The organism is Vibrio genomosp. F10 str. 9ZD137 (genome assembly GCF_049974785.1).
GTDB lineage: Bacteria > Pseudomonadota > Gammaproteobacteria > Enterobacterales > Vibrionaceae > Vibrio.
In genome coordinates, this window is record NZ_JBNGCJ010000238.1 from 18,039 (window position 1) to 32,581 (window position 14,543).

Sequence of the window (14,543 nt, forward strand, 5' to 3'; positions counted from 1 at the left end):
ATTTTCCCATATTCTCACACCATCAATTCTGATGAATTAAACCAATACGAGATAACACTCTGAATGGTAGACCAAATTTTAACCTTGAAAGAGGTGGCTGCTTACTTAAAGTTGGCCGAGAAAACAGCATATAGGTTAGCAAGTGAAGGCAAGCTACCAGGCTTTAAAGTCGGTGGCTCTTGGCGTTTTAAGCGTGAAGACTTAGAAGCTTGGATAGAAGAGAGTAAAAAATGACCGAAAAACTAACGCTCTCCCAATTAGAGCAGTACCTATCAAAAGCTGCATGGATCTTAAAAGGCCCTGTTGACGCTTCAGATTTCAAAGTATACATATTCCCATTGTTGTTCTTTAAACGTATCTCAGACGTTTACGATGAAGAGTATCGCGTTGCGCTAGAAGAGTCTGGTGGCGATGAAGAGTACGCATCAATGCCGGAAATGCACCGTTTTGAGATTCCAACGGGTTGCCACTGGCGCGATGTGCGTGAAACAACAACCAGTGTTGGTATCACGATTGAAGATGCACTACGCGGTATCGAGCAAGCAAACCAGGAGTACCTATATGGTATTTTTGGCGATGCCCAATGGAGTAACAAAAATAAGCTTTCTGATGAACTGCTCATCAACTTAGTAGAGCATTTCTCTCAACATACGTTGGGCAATCAAAATGTTGCACCAGATATGCTGGGTAATGCTTACGAGTATCTAATTAAGCACTTTGCTGATTTAACCAATAAGAAAGCAGGTGAGTTCTATACTCCTCGTTCGGTCGTCCATCTATTAGGTATGATCTTAGACCCTCATGAAGGTGAAACTATCTATGATCCGGCTTGTGGTACGGGTGGTATGTTGCTTGAGTGTGTTGATCACCTAAAAGACAACAAAGAAGACTACCGTACACTTAAACTGTTTGGACAAGAGAAGAACCTAACGTCTAGCTCTATCGCAAGAATGAACATGTTCCTGCATGGCATTGAGGACTTTGAAATCCTACGTGGCGATACCTTGCGTCACCCAGCCTTCTTTGAAGCTGACGGTCTTAAAACCTTTGACTGTGTGATTGCCAACCCACCGTTCTCTCTAAAAGACTGGGGTTCAAAAAACTGGGCTAACGACCCTTACGGTCGAAACATTGCTGGCGTGCCACCTAAAGGCAATGGCGATATGGCTTGGGTGCAGCACATGGTTAAGTCCATGAATAGCACTGGCCGTATGACAGTGGTACTTCCTCATGGCGCACTATTTAGAAAAGCAGCCGAAGGTAAGATTCGAAAGCAACTATTAGAGCAAGATATGTTAGAAGCCGTTATAGGCTTAGGTCCTAACGTGTTCTACGGTACTCAGCTTGCTGCCTGTGTCATGGTGTTTAAACAAAACAAACCCGCTGATAAGAAAGGTAAGGTGATGTTTATTGATGCATCAGATCAGATTCGAGTTGGTCGCGCTCAAAATTTCCTAGAACCTAATCATGTTCAGCAGATCTACGATTGGTACCACAATTATCAAGATGAAGAGAACTACGTAAAAGTAGCCTCAATGGATGAACTAGCTGAAAACGACTACAACCTCAACATCCCGTTGTATGTAGAAAAGATCATTGAAGACAACCTACCATCAGTTGAAGAAGCGATGGCAGATTTGAAGCAAGCTTGGCAAGAGAGCCTTGATGCAGAAGAGAAATTTAAGCAAGTATTAAAGAGGTTCCTGTAATGCAAGAACTTCAATCTTTAGACGATATTTTTACAAAGAGAATTTTCCGTATACCGGACTACCAGCGTGGTTATGCGTGGGGAGAAAAACAGTTAACGGAGTTTTGGGAAGACCTAATTAGCTTAGGTAATCACCGTTCTCATTATACTGGTGTTATTTCTATAAAAGAGGTCTCCGATACGACTTGGTGTTCATGGAATGACGAAAAGTGGCTAATAGAAGGAAGAAAATTCAAACCTCATTATGTTGTTGATGGACAGCAACGGTTGACGACTGTATCAATATTTCTTCAATGCCTTATCGAAGCCGTTCAGCATCATCCTTCAAATGAAAAACTATCAGAAAACGAAATCTTTCTTGGTCAATACCCGTTAAAGGAAATCAAAGAGAAATATATTGTCATCCAAGAGCCAAAAAATCGGGTGATTAAAACCTATAAATTTGGTTATGACTCGGACAACCCATCTTTTGATTTTCTTAGGCATAAAGTCTTTGGCGAGCCGGACGCAGGCTCGCTGAAAGAAACGTTTTATACATTAAATTTGGAAAATGCTAAGTCATTTTTTAAAGAGAATGTTGAGCTATTGGTAAATGCTCATGGACTGAGTGCCTTAGAGACTCTTTTTGAAAAGCTAACTCAACGCTTCTTATTTAATTTATACGAGATAGATGACAACTTCGATGTCTTTGTAGCTTTTGAAACTATGAATAACCGGGGTAAGCGGCTATCAGATTTAGAACTGTTGAAAAATCGCCTGATTTATTTAACCACGCTCTACTCTCCTACGGAAGTGGACGAGTCGACGAAAGAAGCTACACGGAAAAACATTAATACTACCTGGGGGGAGATATACAACCAGCTGGGTAGAAACAAGCTCTCTCCGCTAAATGATGATGACTTCTTGCGTGCTCATTGGGTTATGTACTTTAAGTACAGCCGGAATACGGGAAGTGATTACATACGATTCCTTTTGGATGACTACTTTTCACCGAAAAATATTCTTGAAAACTTGGAGACCAGCACAAAAGCAATCAACTATGCGGCTGAGTTGTCTGATGATGCAGATGCCGATGATGATGAAAATAGTGAAGAAGAAAGCCTGACAGTTAAGGAGTCAAAGCGGACCATTAATGAAATTAATGACTACGTTAAAAGCCTAAAGGTTGCTGCGAAAGCGTGGTATAGCACTTATTTCCCCAGTGACTCTGATGAGCTGTCAATTGATGAACAGCTTTATATGGATAAGATTAACAGGGTTAAAGTGGGTTACTTTAGACCGTTGATTATGTCGGCAATTTTGGCAACTGAAAAAGGTTGTGATGAAAGACTGAATCTACTTAAAGAAATTGAGCGATTCATATTTATAAACTTTCGGTTATGTCGATCTCAATCGAATTCAGGTAGTAGCCACTTTTATCGTTGCGCTCGCTCTATTCAACACCGAGTAGGGCAAACTTCTAAACCAAAGCCTATTGAGGAAGTTATTGGTGACTTGAGGAACCATATTGCTTGGGCGTTCAGGGAAGATGGCACATTTAAGACTAACTACTTCAAAGACTTTATTGCTAAAAAATATAGTGGTGGCAGCGTTGGTTTTTATGGTTGGAATGACTTGCGCTACTTCCTATTCGAGTACGAAGAAGATCTCAAGATAAAGCGAGGGCAACCTAAAATTGGTTGGAATAATTTTATTAAGAGTGCAAAAGATAAATTATCAATTGAGCATATATATCCGCAGACGGCTTCTGAACAGTATTGGTGTGAACGATTTTCTGATTTTACAGAAGAACAGCAGATACTCTTGAGGGGATCCCTTGGGAATTTGCTCCCACTATCTTCGAGTATCAACTCAAGCTTACAGAATGATGCGTTCACTGCTAAGAAGTTAGTTAAAAAGAACACTCAAGGGCAAGTGGTTCGAAATGGCTATGAAAATGGTTCATATTCAGAAATTGAAGTTGCTCAGGAAGAAGAGTGGACAGCTATGCAGATTGAAGAAAGAGGACTTCGCTTACTTGAGTTCTTAGAGGAGCGTTGGGAGTTAAAGCTAGGCAGTGATGAAGACAAACTAGAGTTACTGCATTTGTCATTTCTTAGGGATGAAGAAGAATGTACCGAATCACCATCTACTGAGGAAGCATCAGCATGATGACCCAACAAGATTTAGAAAAGTACCTCTGGGGCGCTGCGACTACGTTACGCGGCACCATTGATGCGGGGGATTACAAACAGTACATCTTTCCATTGATGTTCTTTAAGCGTATCTCTGATGTGTACGATGAAGAATTTGAAAATGCACTTGCTGAAAGTGATGGCGATTTAGAATACGCCGCTTTTGCCGAAAACCATCATTTCCAAGTGCCAGAAGGTGCTCACTGGAACGATGTGCGTGAAACTACAGTCAATATTGGTTTAGTTCTACAAAATGCAATGCGTGCGATTGAAAAGGCTAACCCCGATACCCTAGAAGGTATCTTTGGTGATGCAAGCTGGACCAATAAAGATCGTCTTTCTGATGCAATGATTACCAACTTAATTGAGCACTATTCCGAGCAAACGCTGAGCCTAAAGAATGTACCGGACGATAAGCTAGGTAATGCTTACGAGTTCCTGATTAAAGAGTTTGCTGACGACAGCGGCCATACCGCGGCAGAGTTTTACACCAACCGTACTGTGGTTAAATTAATGACCATGATAATGGACCCACAACCGGGTGAGTCAGTGTATGACCCTACCTGTGGCTCTGGTGGTTTATTACTTAACTGTGCCTTGCATTTGAAAGATGAAGGTAAAGAGTACCGCACTCTTAAATTATACGGCCAAGAGATTAACCTATTAACCTCAGCTATTGCACGTATGAATATGTTCATGCATGGCATTGAAGAGTTCGATATTGTTCGAGGTGATACATTAACAACCCCAGCTTTACTAGAAAATGACGAGCTGAAAAAGTTTAATGTGATTCTCGCTAACCCACCATACTCGATTAAATCATGGGATCGAAAAGCCTTTGAAAGTGATCCTTTTGGTCGTAATTTGTGGGGAACACCTCCGCAAGGTTGCGCAGATTATGCTTTTCAACAGCATATTCATAAGAGTTTAGATTTAAAAAATGGTCGTTTCGCAATACTTTGGCCTCATGGCATTTTGTTTAGAGATGCAGAAGCTGCTATGCGTAGAAAAATGATTGAATCAGATCAAATTGAAGCTGTGATTGGTGTAGGTGCGAATCTTTTCTATAACTCGCCAATGGAAGCAATGATTTTAGTGGGTAATACAAATAAACCTGCTGACCGCAAAGGCAAAGTTTTATTTATTAATGGTAAAGATGATGTAGTCGATAATAAAGGACTAGCTTACCTAACCCCTGAACACATTAATAAGTTATATCAGGCATATAAAGACTTTACTGATATTCCACATTACTCAGCTGTTGCCACTAATGAAGAAATTTTAGCGTTAGATGGCAATATGAATATTAATTTCTACGTCAAAAAAGACAACTCAGATAGTGATATCTGCTTTTCATCAGCGTTATCAGACTGGCAAAAGGCTGGTGACGATTTAAAGGTATCAATGAACAAATTGTTTGAGGTGGCTGAATAAAATGACGGAAATATTTGAAAAAGCAGTTGCTGAACTAAATATAGACAGAAGTGACTGGCAGCTAGTTAGGTTTGGTGATGTTGCCATACAGCAAAAGCAAACTGTTGATCGCGAAAATACAGAGCTAACACGCTATGTTAAAGGCGAGCATATGTATTCTGAAGATATTCATTTACGTGAATGGGGTGAATTAAAAGATGAATATTTAGGCCCTGCTTTTATTCGAAAGTTTGAAGAAGGCGATATCCTCTACGGTTCCCGTCGTACTTACTTACGCAAAGTGGCTATAGCCCCATTTGAAGGTATTACATCTAATACGACTTTTGTAATGAAAGCTAACGAAGACAAAATTGATAGACGATTACTGCCATTTATTATGCTTTCGGAAGGGTATTCTCAACATTCAATTAAGAACTCAAAAGGATCAGTCAATCCATATGTGAATTGGAAAGACTTGGCTGGATATGAGTTTCTTTTACCACCAATTGAAAAGCAGGGGGAGATAATTCAACTGTTTGAGTCATGCACTCAAGCCTTAGAACATTCTAAGCAATTATTGAAGACATGCCAAAAGTTGATTCTGGCTTATAGAGCTGAACTGTTCGTTGTCAATAAATGGGATAAGACTAGCTTAAAGCACGTTTTTGATGTTCAACTAGGGAAGATGTTGTCATCCAAGGCAAAGCAAGGGTTGTCTCCGTGTAGGTACCTAACCAATCAGAATGTCCAATGGGGTCGTATTACTACCACAAAACTAAATGAAATGGATTTTACCGAGAAAGAAAAAGTCAAGTTTGACTTGAGGGATGGAGATCTTCTTGTTTGTGAGGGGGGGGAGGTTGGTCGAACAGCTATTTGGCGAGAAGATGTTGAGAATTGTTATTACCAAAAGGCATTACACCGACTTCGAAGTATTGATGGAAAGATAATGCCTGAAATTATGTTGCAATTTATGCAATGGTCTAGTTTTTCAGGGACATTTAAAGCGTTAACGGGACACACTACAATAGCACACTTAACCGCTGTCGAGTTGAAAGAACTTCAAATCCCAATGATTCCGTTAGATGTTCAAGAGCTCTGGAAGTATAAGTTTGAACAAGTAAATGATACTGAAAACAAAATAATGGCTGAATCTGTCCATCTCAAGAAGTTAAAATTGTCTTTAATCAATCAGGTGTTTTAGGTATGGGATTTACCGAATTAAATAGTGTGGAACACTACATCATCCATAAAATGAGTGGCGTTAACTTAAACGACGCTCAGTACGAGAATCAAGTCTCTGAGCCTCAAGCTACGTATGCATTGCAATGGCAGTACAAATCATCAGAGCAACTTGGCCGTGGTGTTAACGAGGTTTTAATTGAATCTGAATTGGTTAAAGCATTAATTCGCCTTAACCCAGAAATTGAAGCTAACCCGTATTTAGCTGATGAAGTAATACATAAACTCCGCGCTATTTTAATTTCGGTAAATCAAGTTGGCTTAGTAAAAGCCAACGAAGAGTTTTTCGCCTGGATGACAGGCGAAAAAACCATGCCGTTTGGCGAGAACAACCGTCATGTGCCCGTTAAATTAATCGATTTTGATGATTTAACTCGTAACGATTATGTCGTTACTAATCAATTCCGTATCCATCACAGAGAAACCAAAATACCTGATGTGGTATTGATGATTAACGGTATTCCGGTAGTAGTCGGTGAAGCGAAAACACCCATTCGCCCATCAGTCAGTTGGTTAGATGGTGCTCATGAAGTACATAGCATTTATGAAAATGCAGTACCGCAACTGTTTGTCCCTAACATCTTGTCGTTTGCCACAGAAGGCAAAGAGTTGTTCTATGGCGCAATCCGTTGCCCATTAGAGTTCTGGGCCCCTTGGCGCACTGAAGAAGACGATGATTCAAAAGGCATCGGCCAAGCATCAAAAGCTCTAGGGTTAACCGAGATCGGTAAAGAACTAACAGATTTATTAAGCCCAGTACGCTTACTCGATATCATGCGTAACTTCTCGTTGTTTACCATCAATAAAAAGAAGCAGCGCATTAAGGTTATCCCACGCTTCCAGCAATATGAAGGTGCCAATAAAATTGTTGATCGTGTCATTGAGGGGAAGATCAAGAAGGGCTTGATTTGGCACTTCCAAGGTTCAGGTAAGTCGTTGTTAATGGTCTTTGCGGCACAAAAACTTCGCCGTGCCGCAAAGCTTAAAAGCCCAACTGTTATTGTACTGGTAGATAGAACCGATTTAGATACCCAAATTAGCGGGACATTTAATGCCGCTGATGTCGCTAATGTGGAATCAACCGATAGCATTAAAGAATTACAACGAATGCTAGAGCGGGATACTCGTAAGATCATCATTTCCATGATCCATAAGTTCCGCGATGCTAAGCCCAACATGAATACCCGTGAAAATATTATCGTGCTGGTGGATGAAGCACACCGAACCCAAGAAGGTGACTTAGGTCGTCAAATGCGCGCAGCCTTACCTAATGCCTTCCTATTTGGTTTAACCGGTACGCCAGTAAACAAAGCCGATAAAAATACGTTCTGGGCATTTGGTGCAGAGGAAGACCAAGGTGGCTATATGTCGCGTTATACCTTCCATGACTCTATTCGTGACGAAGCAACGCTGCCTCTACACTTTGAACCACGCCTAGTTGATGTTCATGTAGACAAGGAAGCGTTAGACAAGGCATTTAAAGACTTTAAAGAAAGTGCAGCGCTGAGTGATGAAGAAGCCGATGCGCTTAATCAAAAGTCAGCCAAGATGTCAGCTTTTTTGAAATCACCAGAACGTGTCGAAAAGATCGTTGAAGACATCGCTATTCACTTCATGGATAAAGTCGACCCGCATGGTTTTAAAGCCATGATAGTCACACCAGACCGTTATGCTTGCGTTCAATACAAAGAAGAGCTTGATAAACACTTCGATGAGGCAGCAAGTAAGGTCGTCATATCCACCAGTGCCAACGATGATTTAGATTTCAAGCAAAAATGGGCAGTAGACAAGAGCCAGCAAGAAAAGCTGGTGGATGAGTTTAATGACGCAAAATCAGAACTAAAATTCCTGATTGTGACGGCCAAACTGCTTACTGGTTTTGATGCGCCGATATGTCAAACCATGTACCTAGATAAATCCATCAAGGACCATACGTTACTACAGGCAATTTGTCGTACTAACCGTTTATACCCAAATAAAACCTTCGGCTGTATTGTCGATTACTTTGGTGTGTTTGATGATGCAGCGAAAGCACTAGAGTTTGATGAAGAAAGTGTTCAACAAGTAATTTCAAACCTCGCTGAACTACGTTCTAAGCTACCCAAAGCGATGCAAGATGCCTTGGCTCACTTTGTTGGCGTAGATAGAACCTTAGACGGTTTTGAAGGGCTAGAGGCTGCCCAAAACGCGATAGGGGACAACGATAAGAAAGACGCCTTCGCACTCGATTTTAAATACCTAGCCAAGCTTTGGGAATCGCTCTCTCCAGACAGTGTTCTTGATGAATATAATGAAGACTATAAATGGTTAGCTCAAGTCTATGAGTCAGTGAAACCTGCATCTGACAATATCGGTAAACTTCTGTGGTTAACCCTTGGAGCCCAGACAACGCAGCTGATACACGACAACGTACATGTCGGTGATGTTCACAACCTGGAAGAGTTTGTACTCGATGCGGATGTTATTGAGAACATCTTCAATAACCCTGATCCACGCAAAACTAAGCAATTAGAAAAAGCCCTAGCTAAACGCTTTAAAGACCGTGGTGATCTACCAGCATTCAAATCGCTTAGTGAGCGTTTAGAAGAGTTGCGTGACAAAGCCGAGAAGGGGCTAATTGCCTCAATCGATTTCGTTAAAGAGCTTTGTAAGATTGCTAAAGAAACTGTTCAGGCTGAAAAAGATTTAGACGATGAGCTTCAAGAGAAAACACCCAAAGCAGCCCTAACGGATCTTTTTTTAGAGCTTAAAGACGACCAAACACCTGCGGTAGTTGAGCGCATTGTTACTGACATCGATGCCATTGTACGTATCGTACGTTTCCCTGGTTGGCAAAACACCACAGGCGGCGAACGTGAAGTACAAAAGTCACTACGTAAGGCATTACTCAAATACAAGCTGCACACAGACCAGATCCTGTTCGACAGGGCCTATGGGTACATTAAGGAATATTACTAATGGCAACTGTTTCACTCCCTCTACCACCTAACGTTCTTCATGATCAACCACAGGAGTTAACGTTTGACAAAATCGCTACGTTCATCGGTGGGAATGGTTCTGGTAAATCAACGATATTAAAGTCTATTTTTGATGAAAAACTTAAGGGTTCGTTATACGAAGACTTAAAGGTTGTGTGTTTTTCGTCAGGCCAAAATGAAAGTTATTCTAATCATTTTAGTGAATACCTAAATGCAGAAAGAGCTAAAAAGAATGCACTGAGCCTAGATTGTTTTTATTATGATAAGTCATTGTCAAAGTTGCTAATATTTTTAGCAACAACCAGCAAACATGATGGTTTGGTCCGAAGTTTTTTGAAGCAAAATAACTATATAATAGAAAGTGAGTTTGATGAAGATAAAACGACTAAGCTTTCTTTTAAAGTAAAAGTGGATAAAAGTTATACGAACCTTGTAAAGCAAGCACTGGAAGATGAAAAGGCAGGAAACTCGGACGTCATTACTAATAAACCTTATCATCAAACACTAAATAACTTCATAAACACTCTGGTTTCTAGTGAATATAACTTCGAAGAACCACTAGAACAAGTGGAGCTCCATCTATCTCAAGAGGTTCTTTCAAATATATCATTTGAATTAAACGAACAGCAATCATTTGGCGCGAGGGTGTTGTTCTTTACTCAAGCTTCAGATAATAACTTCTTTATCTTGAAGGATAGCCTTAGATTACAATTTAGTAGAAATGGAGCCGATCTTTTCTTAGAGGACTTTAGTGATGGAGAGTATCAGTTACTTTTTCTCTATGCATTAATTGATATCTTCGATTCAAACAATACGCTATTTTTGCTGGATGAGGCGGATTCACATCTCCACTACAGGAATATTGAACGCCTTTGGGGTGTTTATTTAAATATTGAAGGGAAGATATTAACGACTACTCATTTACTAGATTCCATTGCAAAGTCAGGAATCTCACGGTTAAATGTGGTTGAAGAAGGACAGATAAAACCTGCTAATAACCTCAAAAGATTATCCGAAAGGCTTAAGGACTTATCAGAGATAAATAATGTTAAATTCCAAGCTATATCTATGTTTAAAAATGTTGTTTTGATTGATGACGAAAATGACTGGGAACAATTTAAGTTGTTAATCAAGAGAAAGAAGTCTGCTTCCTATAGCGAAGAATATATTGATGAATCACTAAAAGATTTTATTGCCGTTAAGTGTCATTCTGGTTATGAGGGTAAGGGTAGTGAGGTTTTTGCAGGAAAAAAACTAGCTTGGTTAAGAAGCTTCACTGAATATTTGAATGGTCAAGCCCATAAGACGAGAAACGTATACCTAGTTTGTGATAGAGATGAACTGCCTATAGTAAATGTAGGAACAGCGAAGTGTAATTTATTGCTTAAAGGAGGTTCGGTCGAAACTCTATCTCCTATTTTGAAAAGCCATACACTATCTTGGAAAAGGAGAGAGATAAAACACTACCTTCTATCTTATACAGCACTTTCCGATGATATTGAAAATGTAGAGGTAGAGCTTAATTTGGGAGCAAAATCTAAGCTAAGATTAAGCTCCTCAGGTGACAAAACCATCGACGGTTCTAATAATGAACAGCTGGCGATGTTAAAATCTAAGCCAGTGAAAGAAATAGTAGACTCTCATATAAATGAGGGTGATGGATTCTGTGTGATAAAAACTAAAAAATATATTAATAGAATGCCACCAGAAGAAATTAGTGAAGATATAGTCGATATGTATAACTACTTGGTAAGCGATGATGAATAATAAAGAGAATGCACTGGTTAAATTGCTAGGTGTGATAAGAAAAGATAATGGAATAAATAATATAACTGATGCTATAGAGCAACTTTCCTTGCTTTTGATTTTAAAGTATTTATATGATTCATTATTGATATTAGATTCTGAACCAAGAAGATATCGATCATTTAGTGATTTATTCGAGAGTTTTTACTATGACTCCTTCGATGATAATGACTTTTCAATGTTTCAGACCGCTTTAAAAGCTTTAATCATAGATAGTGAGTACGTTTATGAAAAACGACTTACTGAAAGTGATTTGTATAAATTAGAAATTTTGTTCAAAAATATACCTTTTAAATTTAAGTCAAAGAAAGTTTTTGATGCTCTAATTTCAGGTATTGATCACGTTAAAACTAGTGAGGATATTGCACAGGATTATGATGATCTATTATCGGTTATGGTTAATGAATCTTCAACTTCAGGCGCTTATTACTCGCCAAGAGCTTTAGTTAAGGCTATCGTAAAAGTAACAAACCCTACTGCTGGTAACACTATATATGACCCTGCACTAGGTACTGGTAGTTTTATAGTTGAATCTCTAGATTACCTGGCACGTAATAGTATTGATTTGCAACGCAGTTATCATTATGGAAGGGACATTTCCCCCTTTGCCAATTTGGTTAGCTCTCTACATATTTTGCTTAAGGGATATGATATAAATAATATTCATTTAGGTGATTCACTTTTATATATGGATGAAAGTGGCAGAAAGTTCGACACTGTTTTTGTAATGCCGCCTTTTGGTAAGGTAGCAAGTGATGAAGAATATAACTATAGAATTTATGGTAAAACCTCAAGTTTAGAGTTGATGTTTTTGAAACTATCTATGAAAAGTCTTGAAATAGGTGGTAAGTCAGTAATTGTCGTTCCTGATGGCGCTCTATTTAATAGCAGTAGCGAATTTTTGAATGTTAGAAAAGAAATATTGACAGAATTTAATTTGCATTCAATTCTAAGTTTACCCACGGGAGCTTTGTATCCTTATTCAGGGGTCAAAGCCAGTGTGTTATTTTTTGATAATGCTAAGCCTTGTAATGATATTTGGTTTTATGAACTATCTGATAATAAGAGTTTCGGTAAAAAAAGTCAGATTTCTGAAGGCGATTTAGTTGATTTTGTGGAGAGGTTTTCAGTGAGGTCAGAAGGATTTAACTCCTGTTTAGTTAGCCGACAAGATATTTTAAGTCGAAACGATTATAACCTTTGTATAGAGTTGCCTAGACAAAAAATTAAGGGAAATGATTTTGATGTTCTTAGCGAAGTTGAACATCTTAAAGATGAAAGTGGAAAATACCATGAATTAATCTCCCAATTCTCTAATATCTTGGAAAAAACCAACGGAACTGAGTTTGGGAAAAAGGTTACTATTGGTGAAATCTTTAAGACCAAATCGGGTAGAAAATTAAGCCGCTCTGAGGTGGGTGATCAAGGTAGCGTACCAGTCTATGGTGGGAATGGAATTATTGGTTACTATAATGACTTTAACCTAGAAGGTGAAAATATCCTAATAGGTAGAGTAGGAGCTCATTGTGGTAATGTTCATTATACGACAGGTCCTATTTGGTTAACTGACAACTCTTTTAGTGTTCAACTTCACACGTCAATGAAAATTTATTTGCCATATTTAGCTCATGTATTGAGAAGCTTAGATCTGAATTCTTCAGCACGAGGCTCAGCACAACCTTCAATCTCGTATGCGAAAATTAAAGATATTCAAATAGGGCTTCCATCATACGAGAAACAAGTTGACTTAGCTAAGTGGTTTGACAGTATGTTAGAGCAAAAAACTGAACTACTAAGGTCATTAAAAGTTCAGACAGCACTATTGGATAAGTTGACAGAGAAATCAATTATTAGCCATTGTGTTCCTTTAGAATTCAATAAGGCATTGAATGAGTGATGCTTATCTTGCTGGTTAGTTAGATAAGTAAATGGTTAGTTTTAGTTTAAGTAACACTAGAGGTAACACCTCAAAGCTATAATTTCATAATATCTATTTGTATCAATTGGATAAGCTAGATAGTAGAGTCCAGTAGCGGCACCAAATTATACGAAAGAGCCCACCTAGTGTGGGCTTTTTTGTGTCTTAAATTCCTCGTTTAAAGTAACACTGCTAGTAACACTGAGAAAAATGATGATTTGTGATGGGCATCGGCTATGGATTGTCCCATTTGAGATACTAGAGGTGAAATATATTGGAATTAGCTGGCCACTAGAATTTAATTAACTATCGCTCAGCAAAGGTTCTTATTATAAACCTGAATAAATAAAGCAACTGTTCTATGTGAGCCTGTAATTCATTTTTATAAAACATCAAATTACAATCATAACTCTGCTGTCTAACCTATTCTTAAAAGCAGATGCCTTTAGCCTAGAGTAAATTGGCTATCATTTAGCATGATCCACCTCTCACAAGGTCATTCAAGTCTAATGCTTTCTCGCACTATGCAACCAAGCCATATATCATCAAGGTAAGTTTCTGTCTTGGTTGGATATATGTCTATAACAATCTCTTTTTACGACAACAATGCACAGCAGTGCTTCGAGCAATACACTGCGACGAATTTCGAGTCTGTGCATGGCTCGTGGAAAGCATTCTGGCCGTTGTCGAAAGACAGAGTCTTGGATGTTGGCGCTGGAATTGGCCGAGATGCTCTTTGGATGGAAGAGCAACATTGCGATGTTTTTGCTGTTGAGCCCGCAGAAGCGATGCGCAAGATAGGGCAAGAGCATACTGGGACCAATGTTACATGGATCGATGATTCACTCCCTTCGCTGAACAAAGTGATTAACTTGGGTTTTCGCTTTGATCTTATTCTAGTGAGCGCAGTGTGGATGCACGTCGCGCCTTCGCATCGTGAACGTGCTTTTCGAAAACTTTCGAATTTGTTGGCACCGAATGGTCGGCTAGTCATTTCACTAAGGCATGGTGATTTTAATGACACCCGCCAATCATATAAGGTTAGTGCAGAAGAACTAGAGCAACTGGCAAAAGACTCTGCGTTAATTGTTCGACATGTGTCATCGATGAATTCAGACGCATTGAATCGAGACGATGTAACGTGGCAAACGGTGGTGATGAGCTTGCCTGATGATGGCTCTGGCGATCTGACGAAAATTCGACATATTGTGGTTAATGACAATAAAGCGGCAACCTACAAACTCGCGCTACTTCGCACCCTGTTGCGGATTGCCGATGCTCACTCTGGTTCTGTGGTCGACAGA

Annotated in this window: 9 protein-coding genes; all 9 read left to right on the forward strand. The window is 39.3% G+C overall.

All coding sequences use genetic code 11. The annotated features are described in order from the left end of the window. The first annotated feature begins 63 nt into the window (after nucleotides 1-63). Nucleotides 64-234 (forward strand): methylation-associated defense system helix-turn-helix domain-containing protein MAD1, encoded by a 171-nt coding sequence (gene mads1 / locus ACP45E_RS03635; protein WP_017038628.1) that lies wholly within the window; start codon nucleotides 64-66, stop codon nucleotides 232-234. Continuing rightward, complete coding sequence (locus ACP45E_RS03640) at nucleotides 231-1,709, forward strand: type I restriction-modification system subunit M (protein ID WP_017038627.1); 1,479 nt, start codon at nucleotides 231-233, stop codon at nucleotides 1,707-1,709. Before mads1 ends, ACP45E_RS03640 begins: the two co-directional genes overlap by 4 nt. Next, nucleotides 1,709-3,859: a DUF262 domain-containing protein gene (locus tag ACP45E_RS03645; protein WP_017038626.1), complete on the forward strand. Its 2,151-nt coding sequence runs from the start codon at nucleotides 1,709-1,711 to the stop codon at nucleotides 3,857-3,859. Before ACP45E_RS03640 ends, ACP45E_RS03645 begins: the two co-directional genes overlap by 1 nt. After that, entirely contained in the window at nucleotides 3,856-5,316 is a 1,461-nt protein-coding gene (locus tag ACP45E_RS03650) for a type I restriction-modification system subunit M (RefSeq protein WP_017038625.1), read from the forward strand. The genes ACP45E_RS03645 and ACP45E_RS03650 overlap by 4 nt, the downstream gene beginning before the upstream one ends. A 1-nt stretch (nucleotide 5,317) precedes the next feature. After that, nucleotides 5,318-6,499 (forward strand): restriction endonuclease subunit S, encoded by a 1,182-nt coding sequence (locus ACP45E_RS03655; protein ID WP_017038624.1) that lies wholly within the window; start codon nucleotides 5,318-5,320, stop codon nucleotides 6,497-6,499. 2 nt (nucleotides 6,500-6,501) lie between these two features. Then, nucleotides 6,502-9,495, forward strand: a complete 2,994-nt coding sequence (locus tag ACP45E_RS03660; protein WP_017038623.1) for a type I restriction endonuclease subunit R — start codon at nucleotides 6,502-6,504, stop codon at nucleotides 9,493-9,495. Continuing rightward, a complete protein-coding gene (locus ACP45E_RS03665; RefSeq protein WP_017038622.1) occupies nucleotides 9,495-11,282 on the forward strand; it encodes an AAA family ATPase in 1,788 nt (595 codons plus the stop codon). Before ACP45E_RS03660 ends, ACP45E_RS03665 begins: the two co-directional genes overlap by 1 nt. Next, nucleotides 11,272-13,218, forward strand: coding sequence for an N-6 DNA methylase (locus tag ACP45E_RS03670; protein WP_241824261.1), 1,947 nt, complete (start codon nucleotides 11,272-11,274; stop codon nucleotides 13,216-13,218). Before ACP45E_RS03665 ends, ACP45E_RS03670 begins: the two co-directional genes overlap by 11 nt. A gap of 596 nt (nucleotides 13,219-13,814) precedes the next feature. Beyond that, nucleotides 13,815-14,543: class I SAM-dependent methyltransferase (locus ACP45E_RS03675; protein WP_141707211.1), on the forward strand; the 729-nt coding region annotated here is incomplete at its 3' end.